The 23977-nt window shown below is 68.4% G+C and carries 25 protein-coding genes and 1 pseudogene; 15 read left to right on the forward strand and 11 right to left on the reverse strand.

The window, feature by feature from the left end:
• Positions 1 to 191 precede the first annotated feature (191 nt).
• The 3 genes from GVY64_RS08835 to GVY64_RS08845 all read left to right on the forward strand — a co-directional run bounded on the left by GVY64_RS08835 (position 192) and on the right by GVY64_RS08845 (position 3741).
• On the forward strand, positions 192 to 1604 hold the full coding sequence (locus GVY64_RS08835; protein ID WP_159840113.1) for a DUF1254 domain-containing protein: 1413 nt from the start codon (positions 192 to 194) through the stop codon (positions 1602 to 1604).
• A 173-nt stretch (positions 1605 to 1777) separates the two neighbouring features.
• Positions 1778 to 3007: a cytochrome P450 gene (locus GVY64_RS08840; RefSeq protein WP_159840351.1), complete on the forward strand. Its 1230-nt coding sequence runs from the start codon at positions 1778 to 1780 to the stop codon at positions 3005 to 3007.
• Between the two features lie 8 nt (positions 3008 to 3015).
• Positions 3016 to 3741 carry a TetR/AcrR family transcriptional regulator gene (locus tag GVY64_RS08845; protein ID WP_236566713.1) on the forward strand — a complete coding sequence of 242 codons (726 nt, stop codon included), beginning with the start codon at positions 3016 to 3018 and terminating at the stop codon, positions 3739 to 3741.
• 6 nt (positions 3742 to 3747) lie between these two features.
• Here GVY64_RS08845 and GVY64_RS08850 read toward each other — a convergent pair whose 3' ends face one another.
• Positions 3748 to 5715, reverse strand: a complete 1968-nt coding sequence (locus tag GVY64_RS08850; protein WP_159840114.1) for a TerD family protein — start codon at positions 5713 to 5715, stop codon at positions 3748 to 3750.
• A gap of 85 nt (positions 5716 to 5800) precedes the next feature.
• Between GVY64_RS08850 and GVY64_RS08855 the strand changes: the two genes are divergently transcribed.
• A complete protein-coding gene (locus GVY64_RS08855) occupies positions 5801 to 6298 on the forward strand; it encodes a hypothetical protein (RefSeq protein WP_201297956.1) in 498 nt (165 codons plus the stop codon).
• Positions 6299 to 6317: 19 nt separating this feature from the next.
• Here GVY64_RS08855 and pabB read toward each other — a convergent pair whose 3' ends face one another.
• The gene (gene pabB / locus GVY64_RS08860; protein WP_159840115.1) at positions 6318 to 8555 is read right to left on the reverse strand and encodes an aminodeoxychorismate synthase component I; all 2238 of its coding nucleotides are present in this window, start codon (positions 8553 to 8555) and stop codon (positions 6318 to 6320) included.
• Positions 8556 to 8644: 89 nt separating this feature from the next.
• On the opposite strand from pabB, the gene GVY64_RS08865 reads away from it, so the two are divergent.
• The 3 genes and pseudogenes from GVY64_RS08865 (at position 8645) to GVY64_RS08875 (ending at position 11547) form a co-directional block, all read left to right on the forward strand.
• Positions 8645 to 9700 carry a phosphotransferase family protein gene (locus GVY64_RS08865; protein WP_442939551.1) on the forward strand — a complete coding sequence of 352 codons (1056 nt, stop codon included), beginning with the start codon at positions 8645 to 8647 and terminating at the stop codon, positions 9698 to 9700.
• A gap of 73 nt (positions 9701 to 9773) precedes the next feature.
• Positions 9774 to 10272, forward strand: a pseudogene (locus GVY64_RS08870) (DinB family protein).
• A 144-nt stretch (positions 10273 to 10416) separates the two neighbouring features.
• Positions 10417 to 11547 (forward strand): NDMA-dependent alcohol dehydrogenase, encoded by a 1131-nt coding sequence (locus GVY64_RS08875; protein WP_159840117.1) that lies wholly within the window; start codon positions 10417 to 10419, stop codon positions 11545 to 11547.
• 6 nt (positions 11548 to 11553) lie between these two features.
• Here GVY64_RS08875 and GVY64_RS08880 read toward each other — a convergent pair whose 3' ends face one another.
• A complete protein-coding gene (locus tag GVY64_RS08880) occupies positions 11554 to 11901 on the reverse strand; it encodes an iron chaperone (protein WP_159840118.1) in 348 nt (115 codons plus the stop codon).
• 96 nt (positions 11902 to 11997) lie between these two features.
• A complete protein-coding gene (locus GVY64_RS08885) occupies positions 11998 to 13191 on the reverse strand; it encodes a serine hydrolase domain-containing protein (RefSeq protein WP_159840119.1) in 1194 nt (397 codons plus the stop codon).
• Positions 13192 to 13233: 42 nt separating this feature from the next.
• On the opposite strand from GVY64_RS08885, the gene GVY64_RS08890 reads away from it, so the two are divergent.
• From GVY64_RS08890 to GVY64_RS08900, 3 genes are all read left to right on the forward strand, one after another.
• Complete coding sequence (locus tag GVY64_RS08890; protein WP_159840120.1) at positions 13234 to 14067, forward strand: serine hydrolase domain-containing protein; 834 nt, start codon at positions 13234 to 13236, stop codon at positions 14065 to 14067.
• 95 nt (positions 14068 to 14162) lie between these two features.
• Positions 14163 to 14696, forward strand: a complete 534-nt coding sequence (locus GVY64_RS08895) for a DUF3145 domain-containing protein (protein ID WP_039796858.1) — start codon at positions 14163 to 14165, stop codon at positions 14694 to 14696.
• A gap of 101 nt (positions 14697 to 14797) precedes the next feature.
• Positions 14798 to 15031 (forward strand): hypothetical protein, encoded by a 234-nt coding sequence (locus tag GVY64_RS08900; protein WP_159840121.1) that lies wholly within the window; start codon positions 14798 to 14800, stop codon positions 15029 to 15031.
• 63 nt (positions 15032 to 15094) lie between these two features.
• Here the strand turns inward: GVY64_RS08900 and GVY64_RS08905 are convergent, their stop codons facing one another.
• Positions 15095 to 16324, reverse strand: coding sequence for a helix-turn-helix domain-containing protein (locus tag GVY64_RS08905; protein WP_268895610.1), 1230 nt, complete (start codon positions 16322 to 16324; stop codon positions 15095 to 15097).
• Between the two features lie 222 nt (positions 16325 to 16546).
• Between GVY64_RS08905 and GVY64_RS37710 the strand changes: the two genes are divergently transcribed.
• Positions 16547 to 16921: a hypothetical protein gene (locus GVY64_RS37710; protein ID WP_236566714.1), complete on the forward strand. Its 375-nt coding sequence runs from the start codon at positions 16547 to 16549 to the stop codon at positions 16919 to 16921.
• Positions 16918 to 17253: a hypothetical protein gene (locus GVY64_RS08915; protein WP_159840123.1), complete on the forward strand. Its 336-nt coding sequence runs from the start codon at positions 16918 to 16920 to the stop codon at positions 17251 to 17253. Before GVY64_RS37710 ends, GVY64_RS08915 begins: the two co-directional genes overlap by 4 nt.
• Before the next feature lie 11 nt (positions 17254 to 17264).
• On the opposite strand, the gene GVY64_RS08920 is transcribed toward GVY64_RS08915, so the two are convergent.
• Complete coding sequence (locus tag GVY64_RS08920) at positions 17265 to 18107, reverse strand: methyltransferase domain-containing protein (protein ID WP_236566715.1); 843 nt, start codon at positions 18105 to 18107, stop codon at positions 17265 to 17267.
• Between the two features lie 356 nt (positions 18108 to 18463).
• On the opposite strand from GVY64_RS08920, the gene GVY64_RS08925 reads away from it, so the two are divergent.
• A complete protein-coding gene (locus GVY64_RS08925; protein WP_159840124.1) occupies positions 18464 to 19483 on the forward strand; it encodes a hypothetical protein in 1020 nt (339 codons plus the stop codon).
• A gap of 174 nt (positions 19484 to 19657) precedes the next feature.
• On the opposite strand, the gene GVY64_RS08930 is transcribed toward GVY64_RS08925, so the two are convergent.
• Positions 19658 to 19870, reverse strand: a complete 213-nt coding sequence (locus tag GVY64_RS08930) for a hypothetical protein (RefSeq protein ID WP_201297957.1) — start codon at positions 19868 to 19870, stop codon at positions 19658 to 19660.
• A 241-nt stretch (positions 19871 to 20111) separates the two neighbouring features.
• Here GVY64_RS08930 and GVY64_RS08935 point away from each other — a divergent pair, with 241 nt between their 5' ends.
• Entirely contained in the window at positions 20112 to 20930 is an 819-nt protein-coding gene (locus tag GVY64_RS08935; RefSeq protein ID WP_159840125.1) for a class I SAM-dependent methyltransferase, read from the forward strand.
• Between the two features lie 60 nt (positions 20931 to 20990).
• Here GVY64_RS08935 and GVY64_RS08940 read toward each other — a convergent pair whose 3' ends face one another.
• Both GVY64_RS08940 and GVY64_RS08945 read right to left on the reverse strand, forming a co-directional pair.
• A complete protein-coding gene (locus GVY64_RS08940) occupies positions 20991 to 21713 on the reverse strand; it encodes a hypothetical protein (RefSeq protein WP_236566716.1) in 723 nt (240 codons plus the stop codon).
• A gap of 37 nt (positions 21714 to 21750) precedes the next feature.
• On the reverse strand, positions 21751 to 22326 hold the full coding sequence (locus tag GVY64_RS08945; protein WP_159840126.1) for a GNAT family N-acetyltransferase: 576 nt from the start codon (positions 22324 to 22326) through the stop codon (positions 21751 to 21753).
• A gap of 124 nt (positions 22327 to 22450) precedes the next feature.
• Between GVY64_RS08945 and GVY64_RS08950 the strand changes: the two genes are divergently transcribed.
• Positions 22451 to 22927, forward strand: coding sequence for a hypothetical protein (locus GVY64_RS08950; protein WP_159840127.1), 477 nt, complete (start codon positions 22451 to 22453; stop codon positions 22925 to 22927).
• Positions 22928 to 23014: 87 nt separating this feature from the next.
• On the opposite strand, the gene GVY64_RS08955 is transcribed toward GVY64_RS08950, so the two are convergent.
• The gene (locus GVY64_RS08955; protein WP_159840128.1) at positions 23015 to 23449 is read right to left on the reverse strand and encodes a nitroreductase family deazaflavin-dependent oxidoreductase; all 435 of its coding nucleotides are present in this window, start codon (positions 23447 to 23449) and stop codon (positions 23015 to 23017) included.
• Between the two features lie 10 nt (positions 23450 to 23459).
• Positions 23460 to 23912, reverse strand: a complete 453-nt coding sequence (locus tag GVY64_RS08960) for an SgcJ/EcaC family oxidoreductase (RefSeq protein ID WP_159840129.1) — start codon at positions 23910 to 23912, stop codon at positions 23460 to 23462.
• Between the last annotated feature and the right edge of the window lie 65 nt (positions 23913 to 23977).

A 23977-nucleotide genomic window follows, 5' to 3' on the forward strand; every position in this document is an offset into this window, starting at 1 on the left:
CCGTGAAACGCTCGCCGAGCTCGGGAGCCCGGAATCCCGGCCGTCGTGCCGGGCCGTCTCGGCTTCCCGGGCGACCGCTCACGGTCCTCGTCTCGAGATCGCCCCGCTGACCTGCTGTTATGCTCTGATGTCCGGTTATCCTCCGGCGCGCATCGCGCGGTGCCCGATAGGATCGGAAGCGGAGCAGGATCATGGACGAGAGGACCGAGGGCGAGCTCACGATGTCGCGGCGCACGGCGCTCGGCATCGCGGCGACATCGGTGGCCGCGTTCGGCTGGGCGGCGTGCGGACGCTCCGGCGACGACAGCTCCGTCCCCCATGACGCCGTTACGATCGCCAAAGATGCCTACGTATTCGGCTATCCGCTGGTGCTGATGGACGTCACCCGCATCGCGGCGGAGGCGTCCACGCCGGTCAACCGGTTCGAGCACGCGGACGCGTTGCCCACTCCGGCGCAGCGAGAAGTGGTGCGGCTGGACCGGGACACGTTGCGTTCGACCGCGTGGCTCGATCTGGCGAACGAGCCGATGGTGCTGAGCGTCCCCGCCATGGACCGGGGGCGGTTCTGGCTGGCGCAGGTGCTGGACGCCTGGACGAACAACGTGCACAACCCCAGTGGTCGTCGTCCGCAGGCGCAATCGGCGTCGCCGCCGTACGCCTACGCGGTGACCGGCCCGGGGTGGTCGGGGGCATTGCCCGAGGGATTGACGCCCTTGCCGATGCCCACTCCCACGGCGTGGCTGATCGTGCGAATCCAGGTCGACGGCGAGACCGATCTGCCGGCCGTGCGCGCTATCCAGCAGCGGTTGCGACTGGTCCCGCTGAGTGCGTGGGTGGCGGGCGCCGAGCCGCCTGCGCCCGCCGCTCCACCCTGGCAGGCGGGTGTGCAGCCACCGCCGGAATGGGTGGCGGAGATGGACCCGAAGGTGTTTTTCGATCGGATGTGCGCGTTGCTGGCGGTGAACCCGCCCGCACGCGAGGACGAGCCCGCCATGCGGCGCTTCGCGACGATCGGGATCCGGCCGGGCGGCGCGGTCGAAGGTCTCTCGGAGGACGAGCTCGCGGCCGCGGTGGGCACCGCCCAGCAGCAGATCCCGGTGTATCTGGGCGCGCGGACAGTCAACGAGAACGGCTGGCTCGTCGACCCGGACGTCGGCCGGTACGGCGTCAACTACCTGCTGCGCGCCGCCATCGCCCGGGTGGCTCTCGGCGCCAGCCTGGCCGAGAACGCCTTCTATCCGACGCTGTTCGCATCGACCGCCACCGGCGACGGCGCCGGCCGATTCCGGCTGCACTTCGCGCCGGGCGAGCTGCCGCCCGTCGACAATTTCTGGTCGCTGACCGCTTACGACGCCGACAACTACCTGGTGCCCAATCCCGCGGAGATCTACACGGTCGGCCATCCGGATCCGGTGCTGCTCAACCCCGACGGCTCGTTGGACATCGCGTTGCAGTTCGGCGACCCCGGCCCGGCCGTGCCTGCCGGAAACTGGCTGCCGATCCCGGAGTCCGGGCAATTCTCGCTGACCCTGCGCATGTACGCGCCGAAGGCCGAGCCCATCCAGGGGCGTTGGCGTCCGCCGCCGCTGCTGCCGGTGCTGTGATCCCGTGCTCCGCCTCGCCGCGGCCTGCTGGTGCGGGTGCGGTGGCCGAAAAGTAAACGGGTTTTACTAAACACTGTTCACGAGGGCATGTTCTGTGGTTGCATCTCTGTTGACCGTGTTCGCACATCGTCGGCGGGTCTGCGCCCAGACCGCCGGAGGAGTTAGCCGTGACCGTGACCACGCCGTCGATCCCGACGGGATTCGACTTCACCGACCCCGACCTGCTCGCCAGCCGCCTGCCCATCGAGGAGTTCGCCGAGTTGCGCCGCACCGCCCCGGTGTGGTGGTGCGCCCAGCCCGATCGGGCCAGCGGCTTCGACGACGGTGGGTATTGGGTCGTCTCCAAGCTCGCGCACATCAAGGAGATTTCGAAGAATCCCGAGGTGTTCTCCTCGCACGAGAACACCGCGATCATCCGGTTCAACGAGGAGACCACGCGCGAGCAGATCGACATGCTCGGCGACATGCTGCTGCTCAACCTCGACCCGCCCAAGCACACCAAGACCAGGCGGATCATCTCCAAGGGCTTCACTCCGCGCGCGGTGGAGAGCCTGCGCGCCGCGCTGACCGAACGCGCCGCGCGGATCGTGCACGAGGCCAAGAAGTCCGGCAGCGGCGACTTCGTCGAACAGGTCGCCTGTGAACTGCCGCTGCAGGCGATCGCCGAGCTGCTCGGCATCCCGCAGGAGGACCGCAAGAAGATCTTCGACTGGTCCAACCAGATGATCTCCTACGACGACCCGGAATTCGAGGGCGACCATCACGCCGCCACCGCCGAGGTGATGGGCTATGCCTGGAACATGGCCGAGCAGCGGCGCGCCTGCCCCGCCGAGGACATCGTCACCCAGCTGGTCAACGCCGACATCGACGGCGAGCACCTCGGCTCGGACGAGTTCGCGTTCTTCGTCATCCTGCTGTCGGTCGCGGGCAACGAGACCACGCGCAACTCGATCACCCACGGCATGAAGGCATTCGTCGACCACCCCGAGCAGTGGGAGATCTACCGGCAGCAGCGCCCGCGCACCGCGCCCGACGAGATCGTCCGGTGGGCCACCCCGGTCACCGCGTTCCAGCGCACCGCGACCCAGGACACCGTGCTCGGCGGCCAGGAGATCGAGAAGGGCCAGCGGCTCGGGTTGTTCTACAGCTCGGCCAATTTCGACGAGGAAGCGTTCGAGAATCCGTTCACCTTCGACGTGCTGCGCGATCCGAACCCGCACGTGGGTTTCGGCGGCACCGGCACGCACTACTGCGTGGGCGCGAACCTGGCCCGGTTGCAGATCGATCTGATGTTCAACGCCATCGCCGACGTGATGCCCAACCTGCGGCAGGTGTCCGATCCGGTGCGGCTGCGGTCGGGCTGGCTGAACGGGATCAAGCGCTGGGAAGTCGAATACGCTTGAATCGATCGGTGCAACAGTCCAGACCACGAGGCCGCGCGCCGGTGGTGACCGACACCGACATCCGGCGGGTGGCCAGCGCGCTGCTGGTGGAGCGCGGGCCCGAGGCGGTCACGCTGCGCGCCATCGCGCGGGAACTCGGTGTCACCGCGCCCGCGCTGTACCGGTACTACGACTCGCTGGAAGACCTGCTGGAGCGGCTGCGGCTGGACTTCTGCGCCGACCTGGCCGAGGACCTGACCGCCGAGCTGGCCACGCTGCCCGACGACGGCGCCGCGCAGTTCTTCGCCATCTGCCGTGGCTTCCGGCGCTGGGCGCTGACGCACACCAGGGAGTTCACCCTGGTGTTCGCCTCGCCCGGCGCCGGGCAGGCCCGCGCGCTGCGCCGTTTCGACGAGCCCTTCGGCCGGGTGTTCCTGGCCGCGGCGGGCAGGCTGCTGGCGAACTACGACATCGTCACGCCCCCGACCGACGTCATCCCGCCGGAGCTGCGCGACGATCTGGTGCACTTCCAGACCGAACTGCTGGCCGCGCTGTCGGAGTCGAGCCAGAAGTTCCCGGCCGAGAAGCTGGATCTCGGGGTTACCTACCTGATGATTCAGATCTGGGCACGGCTCTACGGCCACGTCACGCTCGAGGTGTTCGGGAACTACCCGATCCCGCTGGACAACCCGGAGATCCTGTTCGACGCGATGTTGGCCGACCTGGGCCGAACCGCCGGCCTGCTCGCCGAATGAGACCCGCTATATGCGGGCGCCCTTGGCCCGGTTGCACGCGCGGCACAGGATCTGCAGGTTCGCCGCGCTGGTCGCACCGCCGCGGCTGAGCGGGATGATGTGGTCGAACTCCAGGTAGTGCCCGTCGCCGCATTCGACGCACCGACCGCCGTCGCGCTGCCACACCTGCGCCTTCACCTCCTGCGGGATGCTGCGGGTGTCGCGCTGGCCCGGGGTGAGGACGAGGCGTTTCGCCACCCGCAGCGCGCCTTCCAGCGCGGCGGAGACATAGTCCGGGTCGTCGACCGCGAAGGTCGCGCCACCGCGCGCGGAGGTGGCCGCGACCACCACCGCCCTCTGTTCGGCGTGCACGGAGACCACCCGGGACCACGGCATCTCGATACCGGTGTCGGCGCCGACGAAACGCAGCTTCTTGTTGCTGCCGATCAGTCTGCCCTCGGTGAATTTCGGGCCGCGCGCGAGTTGACGCACGTGCGTCGCGGGCAGGTCCAGGTGGACTTGCTCCTCGGGGTCCAGGTGCAGGCCGGGCGTGCGGACCACGGGCAGGTCGCCCGTGCGCAGCCGGTAGAGGGTGTTGCCGCGATGCATTCGTCTGCGCAGGTCCTCGATCAGCGGCCCGCCGAGCCCGAGCTCGGTGACCGCCTGATCGAACAATTCGAGTTCCGCGTCCCTGACCTCGCCGTCGGCGAAGGCGAAGGTGACCAGCCGCTCCACGTAGCTCAGCGCCGCGTCGCGCAACGCGGCGCGTCCGGCTTCGGCGTCGACGCGCTGATACCGCAACGACGCCCACAGCGCCGCCCACTCGGGACCGCGCGGACCGTGGCCGGTGAGCACCCGCCACGCGCGCGAGTGCCAGTGGGTGAGGTACTCCTCGATCTCCTGCGCACACCGCTGGCAGGGCGCGAACCCGCCGAAGAGCTTGCGGCGCAGCATGTTTCCGCAGCGACCGCAGTGGCGTCCGCCGGGCGGCGGCCGCAGATACCTGTCCTCGGTCCATTCCGTGCCATCCCACCAGCGCATGACCTGCGGGTTTTCCGGATCCGGGTGCCAGGCCGCGTATTCGGGGTGCGCAGGAGCAGCGAGCGGTGGGGTGCTGCGGCTGTGCCGTTCGAGGTCTACCGGACGGCCGGTCCGCGGCCGCGGCAGGGGAGAGGTGTCCGCGCGATCGAGCACTTCGGTGCGTGGCGAGGTGGGGGTGTCCGGCCGCCCCGGCAGTGCTCCGGTCTCGGCGCTGTGGTGTGCGGACACATCCTCGGTGACGTCCGACTGGTCGGTCCGGGAATCGCCGTTCCGGGAGCCCTGCCCGAACGATCCGTGTGTGAAGCGTCGCGCGCCGGGGGCGTACCGGTCGGCGGAAGCCGGTTCCGCCCCGGCCGCAGAGGTCGGAAGGCGCTCTTGCGCGGTCGAAGTCGCGATCGACCGGCGTACCCGGAACGGGTTGGTGGGATGGCTGGTGCGGGCGGGCGCCGAGGAATCTTCCACCTGGACGCCGAACTCGGTGACCAACCCCGCCAGTCCGCCGGCCCACCCTTGGCCGACGGCGCGGAACCGCCACCGCCCGTCGCGGCGGTAGAACTCGCCGAACATCAGCGCCGCGACGGCGTCCGCGTCGTCGATTTCGAAGCTCACGAGCACCCCGTCGACCGAGTGCACGGCCACGGTCAAGCCGTGGACAGCGCCGAAAGTGCCTTCCTCCACCGAGCCCGCGACGACGATCCGGTCGATGTCCGCTTCGGTGCGCGGAAGCGAGACGCTCAACCGCGCGGTGCCCGGCACGGGCTCCTGATCGAGCGTCACCGCCTGCGAGACGTGCCGAGGCGCGTTGTAGAACACCAGGTCCCGGTCCGATCGCACCGTTCCCGAGGCGTCCAGCAGCAAGGCGTGCGCGTCCACAGCGTGCTCCGATCGCCATGAAACAACCACGGCTAGAAGGGATGTCGGTACTGCTGCGTTCGCGCCCTTGCTGAGTTTCATGGTGCTCGAACTATGCCACGACCCTCCGACACGCCGAACGCGCGAGGGGACCTCCTTCGGCGGGGCGTGCGGCACAGTTGTCCCCATGACGAACCCGAAACGCCCGGGTCGTAAGCCGCCGACCCCCAAGTTGCCGGGCGGGCGCGTGCCCGGCCCCGCCGACGTCCTGGCCGCCGCCCAAGCGGCGGTCGAGGCGGCGCAGACGGCCGCGGGCCAAGCGCTGGAAGCCGCCCAGCTGACCGCGACGTCGGCGTTCGACACGGCGGTGCGGTTGCCGCCCGCTTCCGCTCAACTGGTCGCGCAACTGCCCGGACTGATCGAGAACCTCACGACCGCGATCGATCGGCTCAACTCCACCATCGATCGGCTCGACCGCACCCTGGCCCTCGCCGATCCCGCCTTCGCGGCCTACGACCGGCTGCTACCCCGGCTGGAGGCGATGATCTCCCTCGGCGAGGACGTGCTCGGTCGTTTGGCCAAGGTGCCCGGCGTCGCCCTGCTCGGCAAACTGACCGGCCTGAGCGCACCGGAACCACCCGCCGAGGAACCGCCCCGGCGAAAGCCCACCAGACGGCGCAAATGAGCAGGACCGGCGCTCGGGTTCAGCGGTGTGCGTGGTCGGCGGCCGCGCGCAGCGTGGCGGCCGCCTTGAGCAGGACCTCGTGATACTCGTCGGCGGCGTCCGAATCGAGCACGATGGCACCGCCCGCGCCGATCCGCCAGCGTCCGCCGTAGCGCACGGCGGTGCGGATCACGATGTTCAGGTCCGCGGTGCCGCCGAGGCCCAGGAAACCGATCGTGCCCGAGTACACCCCGCGCGCTTCGGTTTCCAGCGCATCGATGATTTCCATCGTGCGCAGCTTCGGCGCGCCGGTCATCGAGCCGCCGGGAAAACAGGCGCGCAGGCACTCCACCACGCCGACCTCCGGCCGCAGCCTGCCGCGCACCGTCGATACCAGTTGATGCACGGTCGCGTACTGCTCGGTGACCATCAGCTTCGGGACGTACACACTGCCGATCTCGCAGACCCGGCCGAGATCGTTGCGCAGCAGATCGACGATCATCAGGTTCTCCGCTCTGGTCTTCGGGCTGTCGGCCAGCTCACGGCGCAGGCGCTCGTCCTGTTCCGGCGTCGCACCGCGCGGCGCGGTCCCTTTGATCGGTTTGCTCTCCACGATGCGGCGGCGATCGACCTTCAGGAAGCGCTCCGGCGACGAGCAGGCGATGTCGAGGTCGTCGAAGCGCAGGTAGGCGGCGTACGGGGCGGGGTTGCACCGGCGCAGTGTGCGGTAGAACTCCAGGCCGTCGGCCGCGGCGGCGGGGATCGTGGCGCTATCGGTCAGGTTGATCTCGTAGGACTCCCCGGCATGCAGGCGCTCCTGGCAGAGCGCGATGTCGGCGAGATAGCGCTCCCGGCCGCGGGTGAGCAGCGGCGCGACGGCGTCGCCGTCCGGCGGCAGCTCGAGCGGCGGCGGGTTCGTCCAGGTCGGCAGGGTGTCCAGGGTTTCGCGGGTGTCGCGCAGCCAGTCGGCGGCGGCTCGCGCGGTCTCCCCGTCGTCGCTCAACGCCAGCAGGTGCGTGCGCCCGCCGACGTGGTCGACCACCACCATGCGGTCGGCGAAGATCCACTGGGCGTCGGGCGTCGGGGCGCGATGGACCGCTGCGCCGCCGCAATCGGCCTTGACCTCGTAGCCGAGATAGCCCACGTAGCCACCGGCGAAATCGAAGGGAAGATCGGGCAGTTCGAGCCGGCGCGCGCGCAACTCGGCGGCCAGGAAATCGAGAATGCCGCCGGGTGCGGTACGCCGATGCCCGTCCGACGACTCCACGGTCACCTCGCCGTCGCCAACCCGGTAGCGCAGCACTTCGGCCAGTGGACCGCTCGCGTCGCCCAGGAAGGAGAACCGGTCGGCTCCGGGTTCGACATGCTCGCTGTCCAGCCAGAACGCCGTCGGGGAGTTGGCGTACAACTGCACGAACGCGCTCTCGGTGTCGATCGGCCGCTCCAGGACGGCGCGCTGGAGCCGGAAGGTCCGCGGCACAAGTGAATCGAGCCGGGCCGGACCGGTGCGTACGGATGAGGACGCCCGACCGGCGGGGCGCTCGAGTTCCACCGCCGCGGCGGGGAACTGCTCGGCCGCGAGCGGCGCGGGCGCGGCCGCGGCGGGAGGCGGGGGGCCCTCGGCCGCCGGTTCCGCCGCGGCCGCAGGCCCGCGGGCGATCGACGGCCTCGGCATCGGTGACGCGGGCGCACTTCGGTGCGCGGCGACGAGTTTCGCGAAGTTGCGCAGCAGAGCCGCACCGTACTCACTGGCGATCGATTCCGGATGGAACTGCACGCCCCACTGCGGGCGGCTGCGATGCCGCACGCCCATCACGACGCCGTCGCCGGACCGCGCGGTGACCTCCAGGTCGTCCGGCAGCGGCCGCAGCGCGCACAGCGAGTGGTAGCGCACCGCCGTGAAGCCCTGCGGGATTCCGGCGAACAGGTCCCGATCGTCGTGCTCGATGCGATCCAGATACCCGTGCCTGGCGGCAGGCGCCTCGGCGACCGTGCCGCCCGCCGCGACCACGATGCCCTGATGACCGAGGCACACGCCGAGCAACGGCAGATCGGTCTCGCGGATCACCGCCGCGGAGATGCCCATGTCGCGCGCCACCGACGGCCGTCCTGGCCCGGGTGAGACGACGATGCTGTCGAAGCGTTCCAGACCGAGTTCGGCGACCGTGCGCGCCTCGTCGTTGCGCACGACCGTCGGCTCGACGCCGTTCACCTCGCTGATCAGCTGGTACAGGTTGTAGGTGAACGAGTCGTAGTTGTCGATCAACAGCGTGTGCATGGTGCCCGAAACCCTACGCCGCGCCGGTCGGAGCAAACTGTTGTCGTCTGCCTTCAGTTTGGTTCGGGGGGTGGTGCACAATGTGGGACATGTCTGTTGCGCAACCGGTCGATGTGGATCCCGCGGTCGTCGACTTCGCCGTCGTCGGAAAGTGGATGGATGAGCAGGGTCTGTCCGGGGGTGAGTTCGAGGACGTGATCGCGCTGGGCGGTGGAACGCAGAACATCATGCTGCGCTTCACGCGCGGCGGCCGGACGTACGTGCTGCGCCGCGGCCCGAAGCATCTGCGCGCCAAGAGCAACGACGTGATCCGGCGGGAGGCGCGACTGCTCGGCGCGCTGGGCGGCACCGAGGTCCGCGCGCCCCGGGTGATCGCCGCCTGCGCCGACGAGTCGGTGCTCGGCGCGGTCTTCTATCTGATGGAGCCGATCCACGGTTTCAACCCGCAGAACGAACTGCCCGAACTGCACGCGGGCGATCCGGAGATTCGCAGGCAGATGGGTCTGTCCGCGGTCGAGGCCATCGCGCGGCTCGGCGCATTGGACTACCAGGCGCTCGGCTTGGCCGACTACGGCAAGCCGGAAGGTTTCCTGGAGCGTCAGGTGCCGCGCTGGCTGGGTGAACTGGAGTCGTATTCGACCAACGAGGGCTACCCCGGCCCGGAGATCCCCGGTGTCGCGGCGGTGGGCGAGTGGCTGGACCGCAACCGCCCCGCCCAGTGGACGCCGGGCATCCTGCACGGCGACTGCCATCTGGCGAACATCATGTTCTCCTTCGACGGCCCGCAGGTCGCGGCGATGGTCGACTGGGAGATGTCCACCATCGGCGACCCGCTGCTCGACCTCGGCTGGCAGATCGCCACCCGCCCTGAGCCCGGCACCACCGGCGCTGCGCTGGTGGGCAAGCTCGGCGCGGTCGGCGGGCTGCCGACCGCCGAGGAGATGATCGCGCACTACGGGCAGTTCTCCGATCGCGACCTGAGCGCGATGTCCTGGTACACCGTGCTGGCCTGCTTCAAGCTCGGCATCGTGCTGGAGGGCACGCATGCCCGCGCGTTCGCGGGCAAGCATCCCAAGCAGGTCGGCGACTTCCTGCACGCCATCACGCTGGAACTCTTCGACCGGGCGCAGCGGCTGATGGAGTGAACTGTCGGGATGTGCCCGATAGTTGACCGAATATCGGTGGAAGGCGCTGTCCGGCCACGCCTAGGTTGAGCGCATGCCGATCGTTCCCGATGTCAAGGACTGGACCTGGGTGCTGAGCCGCCCCTGTCCCGAATGCGGTTTCGACGCCGCCGCGACCACCTACGAAGCCGTGCCCGCCCTGATCCGGGAGACGGCCGTCCGCTTCGCCGCGGTGCTCCGCCGCCCCGGCGTGCGCGTCCGGCCGGACCAATCGACCTGGTCGGCTCTGGAATACGGGGCGCACGTGCGCGACGTGTGCCGTATGTCCGACACTCGCCTCGGCCTGATGCTGGCCGGTGACCCCGAGGGCGAGCCGCCGCGCTTCCAGAATTGGGATCAGGACGCGACCGCCGAAGCCGACCGCTACAACGAGCAGGATCCGGCCCGGGTGGCCCAGGAGTTCGCCGAGGCCGCGGAGCGGGCGGCGCGGTCTGCGCGGTGCGCGCAGTGACGGGGCGGAGTTCACCGTGGAGTCGTTCGCCCGGTACATCCTGCACGATCTGGTGCACCACGTGCACGACGTGCGTGGCTGAAACACTCGCGGAACTGTAACGCGTTCGGCATAAAGGTCACGCTCTACCGACGAATTTTCCTACCAGCACTAGAACGCGTTACATTTTTCTCGTACTGTGGGTGCAGTCACATATAAGCACGTGCATGCGAGAGGGTCGACAGGAATGAAGACGAAGGGCGCGATCCTGTGGGGGATCGACCAGCCGTGGTCGGTGGAGGAGATCGAGGTCGGTGACCCGGTCGCGGGCGAGGTGCAGATCCGGATGGAGACCGCCGGCATGTGCCACTCCGACCACCACATCGTGACCGGCGCGACCCCGATGCCGTCCTTCCCCGTCATGGGCGGGCACGAGGGCGCGGGCGTCATCACCAAGCTCGGCCCGAACTGCCCGGCCGACCTACAGGTCGGCGACCACGTGATCCTGTCGTTCATCCCCGCCTGCGGCCGCTGTCCGGCCTGCGTGGCAGGACACATGGCGCTGTGCGACCTGGGCGCGGGCCTGCTGATGGGCCAGGCGATCAGCGACGGCACCTACCGCATCCAGGCCCGCGGCGAGAACGTCATCCCGATGTGCCTGCTGGGCACCTTCGCGCCGTACATGACGGTGCACCACACCTCCGTGGTGAAGATCGATCCGAGCATCCCGTTCGAGGTGGCCTGCCTGGTCGGCTGCGGCGTCCCCACCGGCTTCGGCTCCTCCACCCACGTGGCCCAGGTGGCCCCCGGCGAGACCGTGGTGATCGCGGGCATCGGCGGCGTCGGCATGAGCGCGTTGCAGGGCGCGGTGCTGTCGGGCGCCTCGAAAGTGGTGGCGATCGACCCGAACCCGTGGAAGCGCGAGCAGGCGCAGAAGTTCGGCGCCACGCACACCTACGAGAGCATGGCCGCCGCGATCATGCCGCTGATGGAGGCCACCGAGGGCCGGATGGCCGAGAAGGTCATCCTGACCATGGGCGAGATGCACGGCGAGTACATCGAGGAGGGCCTGATCCTCACCTCGAAGGCGGGCACCCTGGTGGTCACCTCGATGGGCCGGATGGACGAGAACGACGTCAAACTGAACAGCTTCCTGCTGTCGATGCTGCAGAAGACGGTCAAGGGCTGCATCTTCGGCGGCGGCAACGCCCGTCAGGACGCACCGCGCCTGCTGTCGCTGTACAAGGCGGGTCAGCTGAACCTGGACGACATGGTCACCCGCAGCTACTCCCTCGAGGAGATCAACCAGGGCTACCAGGACATGCTGGACGGCAAGAACATCCGCGGGATCATCAAGTACACCGAAGCCGACTGGTAGAGCGCCTCACCGCCGCTCGGCGAGCGCGGTGGCGATCCGTGCGATCAGCTCGTACGGCACCGGTTCGCCGAGCCGGAAACGCAGGGTTCCCTTGCCCGCCCGGTACGGCTCGAGTTCGCGTTCCAGCGCGGGATCGCCGTCCGGGATCGGGTAGAGGCTGACGTGCTGCTTCCAGCCCGCGAAGTGCACGACGTTGCGGCCGTGCAGGCGGAAGGTGGGGATGTCGTAGCTGATCGCCTCGGTGGCATCCGGCAGGGCGGCCCGGATCGCGCGCCGAATCGCGTCCAGGATCTCCCGCACGTCCGCGGGGAAGGCGGCGAGGTAGGCGTCGACGGTGGCCGGTCGGTCTGCCACGAGGTCCCTCGATTCCACGGTCGGTGACTGTCGGCCCGGGCTTCGCCAGTGTAGGCAGGAGGGGGAATCGTGCGAGGTCCGGCGCGCCGCCGGAGCTCAGATCCGGCAGCGCAGCAGGGCTGAACGCAGGTTCCGGCTGCGGACGTCGTCGAGGACCGCGAGGCCCAGCCGGTTCATCGTGTAACCGAAGCCCAGACCCGTTGCCGGATCGGCGAACCCGAACGAGCCGCCGAGTCCCGTGGTGCCGTAGGCGCGCTGGTCGGAGCCGAAGCGGAAGGTTCCGCGCGATTTGCGGAAGCCGAGGTGATAGCGGCTCTTGGTGTGCAGCACCAGGTCTTCGGCGGGGACGTCGTCGGCGGTCACGGCCGCGGCGAGCCGGTCGAGCAGTGCGTCGTCGATCGGGAGCGCGCCGGTGCGACCGGCGGCCGCGCCGTAGACCTTCGCCAGCGCGCGAGCGTTGCCCACTCCGTTGGACCCCGGCAGCTCCACTTCGAGGAACTCGCGCCGGGTCGCCCGTGCCGGAGCCCCGCAGCGCGGGTTGGTCAGCGCGGCGTAGGACAATCCGCGTTTGGCGTAGATCTCCGCACCGATCCGCAGCGGCAGATCGCGCTCGTAGCGCACGACGTCCAGACCGCGGGTGGCCGACATCGCGGCGATGCGGTCCATGCTCTGCTCGGCCGGCAGGCCGATGAAGAAGTCCACTCCGAGCGGAGCGGCGATGTCCTCGGCGAAGATCCGGCCGAGCGTGCGGCGGTCCGGATCGACGCGGCGCAGCAGCTCGCCCTGGTACAGACCGAGAGTGATCGCGTGATAGCCGTGCCTGGTCCCGGGCCGCCAAGCCGGTTTCTGCGCGGCGAGAATGGGTGCGAGGCCGTCCAGGTCGGCGATCTGGGACAGGCGGACGATCTCGCTCAGGCCGGACAGCCCGGCCTGGTGGTCGATCAGCTGGCGCACGGTGATCGCGTCCTTGCCGTGGGCGGCGAATTCCGGCCAGTACTTCGCCACCGGCTGCTCGTACTCGAGCAGACCCTTGGCTACCGCCGTGGCCACGGTGAACGCCGCCATGCCTTTGGTCGAGGAGAACACCGGCACGATCGTGTCCTGCTCCCACGGCAGCGTGCGCCGGCGATCGCGGAAGCCGGCCCACAGATCCACCACGGGGCGGTCCCCGGCGTAGACCGCGACGGCGGCGCCGATCTCGCCGTGGTGCTCGAAGTTGCGGCGGAAGGCGTCGGCGACCGGTTCGAAACCGGATGCTACGTCGCCGTGAACAGTGGGCTTTTCACTCATGGCGAGTCGATCGTAGCCACCCGGTTCTCGTAGGCTCGAGGGGTGCGTTCACTCGAGCAGATTCGGGAATGGCCGGTCCGGCACGCGGCGGCCGCGGTGGTCACCGCCGGCGGCGACGTCGCGAGCGAAGGGGATGCCGAGCGGGTGTTCCCGCTCGCGTCGGTGACCAAGCCTCTCGTCGCGTACGCCGTGCTCGTCGCAGTGGAGGAGGGCGCGGTCGAACTCGATCAGCCCGCGGGCCCGCCCGGCGCCACGGTGCGGCATCTGCTGGCGCACGCGTCCGGGCTCGCGTTCGACACCACAGACGTCCAGGCTTCACCCGCGGCCCGGCGGATCTACTCCAGCGCGGGTTTCGAAGCGCTCGCCGAATTCCTCACCGCGCAGACCGGGATCGCGTTCGACGAGTACCTGCGCGATGCGGTGTTCGAGCCGCTGGGCATGACCGCTTCGGTGCTGGCCGGCCCGGCGGGGCACGCGGCGCGGTCCACCGCGGCGGATCTGGCCCGCTTCGCCGCCGAATTGCTGAATCCCGAGTTGATCTCGGCGCAGACGCACGCCGAGGCCACCTCCGTGCAGTTCCCGGGCCTGAACGGCGTGCTGCCCGGCTTCGGTTCGCAGCGTCCCAACGACTGGGGACTGGGCTTCGAGATTCGCGACGGCAAGTCACCGCACTGGACCGGTGGCACGAATTCGCCACAAACCTATGGACATTTCGGCCAATCCGGGACATTTTTATGGGTTGACCCGAGAACGGGGTTGGCGTGTCTCGCCTTGAGCGACGAGAATTTCGGCGACTGGGCGCGGGCGGCCTGGCCACCGCTGAGCGACGCCGTGATCGCGGAGGCGACAGCCGCGCGCAACACGGTCGTGAAGTAACACGTGTAACTTCGGGCACTCCAGTACACTCAGGCAACGCCAGTTCGACGAATCGTTGGGGAAGACGTTCCTCGTCGAAGCTGGAGGTGTTGGTGGTGCGCGCATCGAGTCAGTTCGCGGACGCGACGGCGGGTGTGGTCTACATCCACTCGTCGCCTGCCGCGCTGTGCCCGCATGTCGAGTGGGCACTCACCTCGGCCCTCGGTGCCCCGGCGAAACTGCGCTGGACCGCCCAACCGGCCGACGGTCAACTGCGCGCCACCAGTGAGTGGATCGGCCCGGTCGGCACCGCCTCGAAGATCGCTCAATCGTTGCGCTCCTGGCCGGTTCTGCGCTTCGAGGTGACCGAGGATCCCAGCGACGGCGTGGACGGCGAGCGCTACAGCTTCGTCCCCGGCCTCGGTCTGTGGCACGGCTCCACGAGCGCCAACGGTGACGTCATGATCGGCGAGATGCGCCTGCGCGCCATGCTGCAAGCGACCCGCGAACTCGGCAAGTACTCCGCCTACGACCTGGCCGCCGAAATCGACCGCGCCTTGGGCACGGCCTGGGACGAGGACCTCGAGATCTACCGCTACGGAACGGAATCCGGAGCCGAGGTCACCTGGCTGCGCCGGGACGTGGGGTAGGGGCTCGCGGCTCCGGTAGCCAATGGAATTGGCGGCTGCCCGGGATCCGCCGACAGACGTAGGGTCGTCACACGGTCGGGGCCGAGAGCGAGGAGTCGACCATGAAGCATGCCGGTATGCGCATCATCACCGCCGCGACGATTTCCCTGACGGCCGCGACCGCCGTCCCCGCGGCGGCAGCCGCCGAAATCACCGCCGAACCAGTCGCGGTGGTAGAAGTGCCCCCGGGCATCGTCGACGCGGTCCGAGGCGCGATCGCGAGTGTCCTGTTCTTCGGCATCGTCGGCCTGTGCGTGGCGCGAATTCTTCCGCCCGACCAATGCCATCTGTTCTGAGAGGGCAAAGCCGGCAAGGGCAGTAGGGCACGTCGTTCCTTCGTGTGGAGAGTGTGGATCCACTCAGTGCGCAGCGACGCCGACTCGGTCGCACAAAGCTCGAACGTCGTCACGCATCCCGGAGGGCGGTCGTTTCCGGAGCCCGTGCAGCATGTCGCGCGCGTAGCCGTTGTATCGGATCGTCTCGGGTGCTGTGCGTGCGGACTTGTCGAGCATCGCGAAGGCGGCGACGAATTCGTCACGCTGGTAGTGGGCGCGCGCGACCTCGATGAAGTGGCGGCTTCGGCGTGGGACCGAAGTTATCCGGTCGGCGTCCAACGCCTGGGCCGCGCGTAGCCCTTCACCTGTTCGTCGCAATTCGACTCCGAGTGTCGTAGCGTGCGCTTGCATCACCGGGATCGAGAAGGATGTCTGGACGTGCCGGTAGGTGGGACCGAGCCGCTGTGCGATCCGGTCGGCCGACTCCCAATATGCCCATGCTTCGCCATAACGGCCCCGGCGTGCATGGACGTAGGCGATCTCGGCCTGAAGAGCTCCTGCTATACCGTGCCAGTCGGCCGGTGTGTTCTCCCGATCCAGGTAGGGTTCCAGCTGTGCGATGGCGGTGCGCGCCAAGGCGATTCCTTCTTCCCAGCGGCCGGAGTCCCGCAGCGCCTGAACCATCGACCACGCGCCGCTCGCGATCAGGTACGGGTCGTCGGCCTCGTAACCTTCGTGCAGAGCGCGATCGGCGACGAGCCAGACGAGTTCCGGAGCGGGCTGGTACGCCACGAAGAAATCCGCGAGCTGGTACACCCCGGCCAGAACACGCCGAGCCGCCCGGCGACCATCGCCGCGAAGGCGCGCGGCATTCTGTGCGTCCCTGATCAGTCCGGGCAGTAGCGCACCGAGTTGCGTCCTGTGGTCGGGACTCGCATGGCGCACATGCCAGGCCTGTGCGAGCCGCAGACCCAAGTGTTCGGTGTCCACCGAGTCCTCCGCAGTCGCCAGACGATAGTCCGTCAGCGCAGATTGCACATCGGTCAAGGCCGCGTGGCGTTCCCCCGCGAATACCGCCACCGGAACCGCGTGCCCGTCTCCGGTCAACTCGGCCAGATCGTCCAGTTCCAGTGCGCGGGCGATCCGCAGCAACATCGGCAGGCGCGGACTCTGCAACCGACCGTTCTCCACGGCCTTCAACCACTCGGCGGATCGGCCGACCAAGCCCGCGAGAACTGGGCGTGACATTCCTGCCCGCTCGCGGTGCCGTCGAATCCGAGCGCCCACCGGGACGTCGTCATCCGGGCTGTACACGGCTGTGCCCCTCTCGCCGCTGTTCGATAGATCAAGCGTAGCCCGATGATCTCCGCCGCAGCGGGAAGAATCGACGTCGGCCGGAGTGTATCGGGTACGAACCCTACCCGGCGAGGCCCCGAGCACTGCCTAGCGTGCTCCGCAGCCCATCGCCAGGTCGACGCCGCTTCACGTGTCCCGGCGACTGGTGCTTGCCCACAAGTCGAGCAGGGGAGCGCAGGGATGAACGTGGAGAAGCGTTGTGGGACAGACCTGTTGGGGCCGAGTGCGTTGGGTTTCATCCGGCGTGCAGTCTCTGGCGGGAACGAGGAGCGTGACAAGTGGACGATTCAGGAAATCGCCGCCACACGTGCGTATTTCGTGGCAGAGCTCGTTGTGTGCGACACGGCGGCGAGGACAGCGGCACTACTGGCGGTCGAGCATATCCGGGTGGTGGATGCGGCCGCGGTGATCGTTCCGGGGCTGGTGCATGTGGAGCCGTTCGTCCGTGCGGTGACGGAACTATGCGACCTGATCACCCCTGAGCAGACGTATCCGCGTGGGTATCGGTGGCCGTCGCTGCTGCCCATGGACCACCCGTACCGGAGGCTGCCGTGACCGGATGGCAGTGGCTGGTGGTCGCGGTCGGCGCGGTCGTGCTCGCTTCGCTGATCGGCGTCGTGCTGCGGCCGGTTCGGGTGCCGGAGGGGCGCAGCGTCGGCGAGATCACCCGGCGAGTAGAGCAGGAGCGCGGCGATATGGACACAGCTCTGTGGCCGATGGGTTTTCCGCATGACCCACCGGACTACGCGATGGGTGTGGGTGAGGCGCAGATGACCATGCAGCGGCATCGCGCCTGTCGCGTGGGGGAGTGTCCGCGTAAGACGGCGGCGTGGCGGGTGCTGGTGGAGGCCGGGCGGATCAAGCCGGATGCCGGGCGGCAACGGTGATCGCCGGGGGCTCACCCGCCCAGGTGGCCGAGTACCGCGAACATCGTCACCGAGAGGTGGTAGTCGCCTTTCGCGATGCCCGCCTCCATGGTGGCGAGGAGGTCGCGCCCTTCCTCCTCGGTGATCGCACCGCCGGTGCTCGCGGACGCGATCATCTGCATGAACAGGGGACGGGCGGTTTCCGGATTCCAGATCACCGCTTCCGATCCCATGTCGTCGATGGTGCAGCCCGCCGCGGTGAGCAGGCCGCGCAGGAGGCGGCCGGATGCGGGGTTGGGGGTGGTCGCCAGCATCGCCTTCGTCAAGCGGGCGACCACCTCGGGGTCGCCGGGGTGGGTGATAACGGTGTGCCAGTCGCTGTCGATGAGCAGCACGCGACCGCCCGGTCGCAGGACTCGGGTGATCTCGGCGGTGGCGGCCGCCGGGTCGTCGAGGTGCTGGTAGACCCGCTCGCAGCGCACGGCGTCGAAGTAATCGTCCGGGAAGGGCAACTGATAGGCGGTGCCTTCGACGAAGCGGGCCCGGCAGTCCGCGCTCTCCGCGCGCCCACGAGCGATGGCGATCATCGCGGGGTTCGGGTCGACGCCCACCGCGTCGCCATCGGGGCCGACCCGGCCGGCCAGCTCGATCACCTCGGTACCCGTGCCCGCTCCGATATCCAGTGCGCGCTCGCCCGGCTGGACGTTCAGGACTTCGTGCCCCCAAGCCCGCATACGCCGAATCCCCGGCAGTGCTGCTTGCAGATCGAGGATGCCGACGAGCGCGGCCATCGGGTCGTCGGTGCCGGGCCGCGACGCATCCGGAATCGCGTTTTCGTGAAAGGACGGGATGGACGGCGCGGACTCGCTCGGCATATCACGACAGTAACCGCGCACCGCTACTGACGACAGCGCCCCGGTCCTGGTCGACTTCGGTTACGCGGCGGCCGGCGATCGTCGTCGACCTCGACGACAGGCTGCGCGAAGCCGCCGAACGCGGCCGGCTCGGCGAGGTCGACGGCCTCCAGATCACCCTCGACGCAGCGAACCAGAAGCTCATCCAGATGCGGAAGATCCGCTCGTAGGCCCGCCAAGTCGACCTCCCAGCACCCGCGCTGCCATAGATCACCGTCCGGCGCGCGCTCGACACGGTCCGGCCCACGGATTCGACCAACGTCATGACCGAAATCCGCTAGCAGTGCCCGGCGCCCCGGACGCAAGAATGAAACGTTATGCGCTCAACCACCCTGACCGTCATAGTGACGATGGCGGCAGTCCTGCTGACAGGATGCTCTATACCGACACGAGGCCCCGACCAAGCCGAGCGTGACAACTGGTCACGCGTGATCGAAACTGCCATCCAGGCTCTTCCCGGGGTGATCGATGCGTCACATCTGTTCGATTACGAGGGCAAGTCCCGCACGTACCATTCCAGGCTCGAAGTGCAGCTCGAGGATGGCGCCACACCGGACGAGGCCGCGTCTGTGGTGCGTGCCATGGGCGTCCAGCAGCTTCCGCCGCACTACCAAGGCGACCAGACCGAGGTCTACATCGACCGAAGGACGGACTCTTATTATGCGAATTGGCGGTTCGGTCGGGACGTGAGCAGGGAAGCCGACACGGCACACACCTGGGTGAGAGTCTCGGCCCCCGGCGCACAGGTGGGCTGGAGGTCAATCGGCATCGACACGATGAGGAACGATATCGGCGTTGCCGCGGGCTCCGAGGCCGAACCCCACCGTGCCACCGCGGCGATGCGCCGAATCATCCAGGACTTCCCTGAACTGGCATTCAGCTACTGGACGGTGTCCACCGTTCATGAGGAGAGCGGGTTCAAGAATCACTCGAGCCTGGAACCCGGGTGGCTCAACACGGACCGCCCATTCCGCTTCCCGTACAACCGACCCCGCTTCCCGTCCAACGGTGAACTCGAGATGTGGGAGTGGTTCCTGACCGATCAACCCACCCCGTTCTTCGTCGAGATTTCCGTATACGACCCGCCCGGCAGAGCGGGCCGCACCCTGGACGTCGCGATATACCCTCCTGTCGGTCAGCAATTCACCGCCGCGCAGGCAACACAACTCGCCGAACGGCATCTTCCCTACTTGGCCCAGCCCGGTGCCGTGGTCGACTACACGATCGAAACGCGCAACGGCCCGGTTTTCAAGGTCTTCGTCGGCGGTTGCCAGAAACCCTGGCGCGATGTCTTACCGGAGTCGCAGCCCTACGCGCGTCAGTACGAACGCTGCTAGGCCGTGTCTCAGTAGCGGTTTGTGTGTCGTCACCGGCTGGCTGAACACACTCGATTCGGCATCAGCGAGGATTCGGAGGCCGTACCGGAGGAACTCGCGAGTGGCGATCCGCTGGTCCCAGGCTACCTGCCGTCGGATTTGTCAGCCGGTGCGATTGGTCGGGAGAAATCGTAGTCAGCTCGTCCAGCTGTAGGCATCGGTGATCGAGCGGCCCGGTAGCGCGCTGGGGAGCAGCGGTAGCGCGGTGTCGCGCAGCGCTGTCAGTGCCGGTGACGTCCAGTGCGCCGGAGCGCCGACCCGGCGTGAGAGCCGGGCGATCGTCTGGGTGCGCGGCTTGCGGAGGCGGTCGTATCGCGCCAGTCCCGCCTCTACTCCGAGGGTGTCCACGGTCGTGGCCAGGATCTGCCGAGTTTCGGTAGCGGAATATTCGCCGGGGATCGCGGCGGCGCCGCCAGGTCACGCGATCGTGGGTAGACCCGCGTGCCGTGTGGGAAGCCGCCCTGACACCGTTTGTCGCGGATTTCGACGGGTAACACCTGGTCGGCTCGCGGTTTCGATGATTGGTTCGGCGCGGAGAGTTTCCTGTCTCGGCAGCGTCGACCGGCCCGACTGCAGAGGGAGCGTCCAGATGACCGATTCCGGCTCCGCGGATCTCAAGCGGCGGCATCGCGCGATGTGGGCACTGGGCGACTACTCGTCCATCGCCACCGAAGTCATCCCGGAACTGGGCCTGCGCCTGGTCGAGGCCGCCCGCATCGGCCCTGGTCAGCGGGTGCTGGATGTCGCGGCCGGATCCGGCAACGCCGCCATCCCGGCCGCGGAGGCCGGCGCGGAGGTCGTGGCGAGCGATCTCACGCCGGAGTTGTTCGAAGCAGGCAGGCGAATCGCCGCCGCGCGGGGCGTCCAGTTGCAGTGGCAGGAAGCCGACGCCGAGGCGTTGCCCTACGCCGACGCCGAATTCGACGCCGTGATCTCCTGTGTCGGCGTCATGTTCGCACCCTTCCACCAAGCGGCCGCGGACGAACTGGTGCGTGTGGCCAAACCGGGCGGCACGATCGGGCTGATCAACTGGACGCCCACCGGCTTCATCGGGCAGATGTTCGCCACGATGAAACCGTTCGCTCCGCCGCCTCCGCCCGGCGCGCAGCCGCCCCCACTGTGGGGCGACGAGGCGCACGTGCGGTCGCTGTTGGGCGATCGCGTCGCCGATCTGGAGTTACGCCGCGAGAACGCGGTCATCGACCGTTTCGCCGACGGCGCCGAGTTCCGGGACTTCTTCAAGTCCTACTACGGACCGACGGTCGCGGTGTACAAGGCCAATGCGGAGGAACCCGACCGGATCGCGCAATTGGACGAGGCACTCGCCGAACTCGCCACCCGGTACGACCGCGGTAACGGGCGGATGGAGTGGGAGTACCTGTTGGTTACCGCACGCCGGTCGGGCTGATCGGTCGGGCCCGGCGCTATTCGTGCGCCGTTCGCTTCGGAACGCAGAAACCGCCGCCGTTCAGACGCCGGGGCGGGCCGGACGATGGCGCGTCGGATCGAACTGTTCGAAGTAGGACTCGCCCACGGCGAACATTCCGCGTTGCGGCAGCCAGAACTCACCCAATCTCGCTTGTTCGGCGAGTGGTCCCGGAGGGCCGATGTCGATTCCGTCGATCCGGGCAGTGCTCTTCTCGACGGTCCACAGCATCCGCGGATTGGCCAAGAACCATTGCCCGTTCGGGGAAGTACCGCTGAGCTGGACCCGCCCGACGCCGAGCGCCGGACCCGCCACCCGCGACATGAGCGACAAAACGGCAGGACGTCGCCACAAAGCGGCAGGCATCATCCGGCTCATACTCGTCATCGCCTTCGTCGCCGCCGATCGGCCCAGTTCGAGATCCCACACGATCTTGTCGCCGACCCGCACCGTGAATGCGGACGGTCCCGTCCAGTCGACCGAAATGTTTTCGACCCGTGCGTCTTCGAGCGCTGATCCGAAGTAGCGGGCGCAGCTGGTCGCCGGGGAGACACTGCTGTAGATCACCCATTCGGCGTCGGGGTCGCGATGCCACACCGCGTCGTATCCGGCACCGACCGAGCTGGCAGGGAAATGCCGCAGTGCCAGGTAGTGGCCGCTGGCGAAGGGCAATCCCATCACCCCGTAGCCGGAAAATCGTTCCTCGTCCGTACCCGGGGGGAGCGCTTTGTCCATTGCGGCGATCGAGCGCGGGCTGTCGGTCATCGCAGCCTCCTCGAGGAGTGGGCTCGTGCCGATTATTTTACGTCCGCCGCAGAGTTTCGTGTCTGCCGCAGCGGCCGGGCCGCTGGTCGTGGTCGCCGGTGGGAACCCAGTACCGCCGTGCCGGACCGAGCGGGGTGTCCACGATCCGCTCGAGGACGCCGCCGCGGTGCTCGATGGTTTTCGCGGAGGCGACGTTGTCGGCCGCGCAGACGATCAGCACCCGGTCCATGCCCAGCTTCTCCGCTTCGCCGAGCATCCGGCTCAGGGCCCAGGTGGCCAGGCCGCGTCGGCGCGCGGACGGTCGGATGCCGTAGCCGATGTGACCGGCCCACCGCACGAAGTCGTCGAACCCGTGCCGCAGAGCGATCCCGCCCAGCACCCGGTCGTCCTCCACGATCCATCGGTAGGTGCACCGCGCCCGGCCGGTCTCGGCCCACGCCTGACTCGATTCGTCGGCCAGCCGGGCCACCCAGGCCGCGAAACCGGTCGGCGAACGCACTTCGTCGTACGGCCGCAGTCCGAAGCCGTCCTCGTGCGGGCCGGGACCCCACTCGTCGTGTGCCTCGAGCCAGGCCGTATGCAGACGTGTCGTCGGAGCGATCAACGTGGGCATATCGCGACGATACCGAGCCGACTGCCCCTGATCACGGCAACAGATGCGCGGAACGAGCCGCTGGAAACGCCGCCGCCCGGCGCGCCTGTCCCGACTGGTCGCCGGCCTTTGGAAGTATCCGATCGTGCCGGATTGGGTGGAGGTGATCCTCGATCGTGAGTCGCTGCACGCCGGCGACGACGCGGTTTCGCACGGTCAGCGCTGGATGTTCCCGGCCGTCTCCACGATCTACGACTTGGTGATCTGGATCGCTGGGCGATATGTGCCGAGGCTGCCAGGGGTGCACCACTGGGAGTTGTTCGTGGATTCGGACAACACCCACGAGGGCTGGATTCCGAGAGGAAGCACGGGTTGGCCGCACCGGGGTTGCCCCCTCGGCGTCCTGTACACGCATACCCACGATGTGGGGCCTGTCGAGGAGCTGAAAGACAAAGTCTCGCTGTACCTTCCAGGACATTGGCAACTGGGCGGGCTCGCCCGCTCCGCGCGCCTCGAAGTGACGGCTGGGCATACCTACGGGAATCCCGCCGAACCGCTGGAAATCGGCACGATCTACGCCGACTCGTCCTTCGAGGGCGGCAGGCCCATCCGGGTGGACTGAGAGTGCTGTCGGAAGGTGGCGGCGGACCGGCCGCGCTGCGGAGCACCGGGAATCGCGCTGTCGGCTTCCGGCCGCCATCGGTCCTCCTCAGCGTGGGGTCAGCACCAAGACCGGGATCTCGCGAGTGGTTTTGCGCTGGTACTCGGCGTAGGGCGGGTATACGGCGACGGCGCGCTCCCACCACAGCGCCTTCTCCGCACCGAAGACTTCGCGAGCGGTGTAGTCGTTGCAAACGGTGGCGTCCTGCAATTCGACATGGGGGTCGGCGAGGATGTTGTAGTACCAGACCGGGTGGGTGGGTGCTCCGGCCAGTGACGCGACCGCGGCGTATTCGCCGTTGTGCTCGATCCGCATCAAGGGTGTCTTGCGGAGCTTGCCGGTCTTTCTGCCGATGGTGGTCAGGAGAACCACGGGCATGCCCATGACCGTCGTGCCTTCCGTACCACCGGACCTCATGATCAGTTCGGCCTGGTCGGCGGCCCATCCCGCGGTGCCGCGTCGGTATTCTCCGTGCAATGGCATGGCTCGGCCCTTACCGGTCGAGCGGGGTGGGGTCGGTGTCCGCACTGCGCAGCGGTGACACTCCGACGGGAGTGTTCTGCGCCGCCGCCAACCACCACCGGCCATCACGTTCGACCAGCACGTACATCGCCATCTCGGAGAACCCGTCGGGATCGGTCGCTTGCCTGCGAATTTGGGTCACCACCACATCGGGCGTGGGCGCCATGGCGGCGACCACCTCGAATCGTGAGGGAGGGGCCACCTCGGCCGCCATCAGGCGGTGATGCAGCGCGTTCAGCTCGGCCCAACCGGTCACGCTGGCCCCGAAAGGGCTCCCCCACAGGACATCGGCCGCGAAGGCGGAGTCGTACCCGTCGGCGTCGCCCGCGGCGCCGGCTCGCTGTAATCCCGCGGCGAATTCGGTCGCCACCCGGCGGGCTGTGCCCACGCGCTCGGAGTCGCCCACTGTGGGTCGAGTAGACATTTTCGGTCCTATCGTAGAGTTCGGGCTAATTCGAGTACAACGTACTCGATATAGCCCCCGCAATT

The sequence above is a fragment of the Nocardia sp. CY41 genome, assembly GCF_009829325.1.
Lineage (GTDB): Bacteria > Actinomycetota > Actinomycetes > Mycobacteriales > Mycobacteriaceae > Nocardia.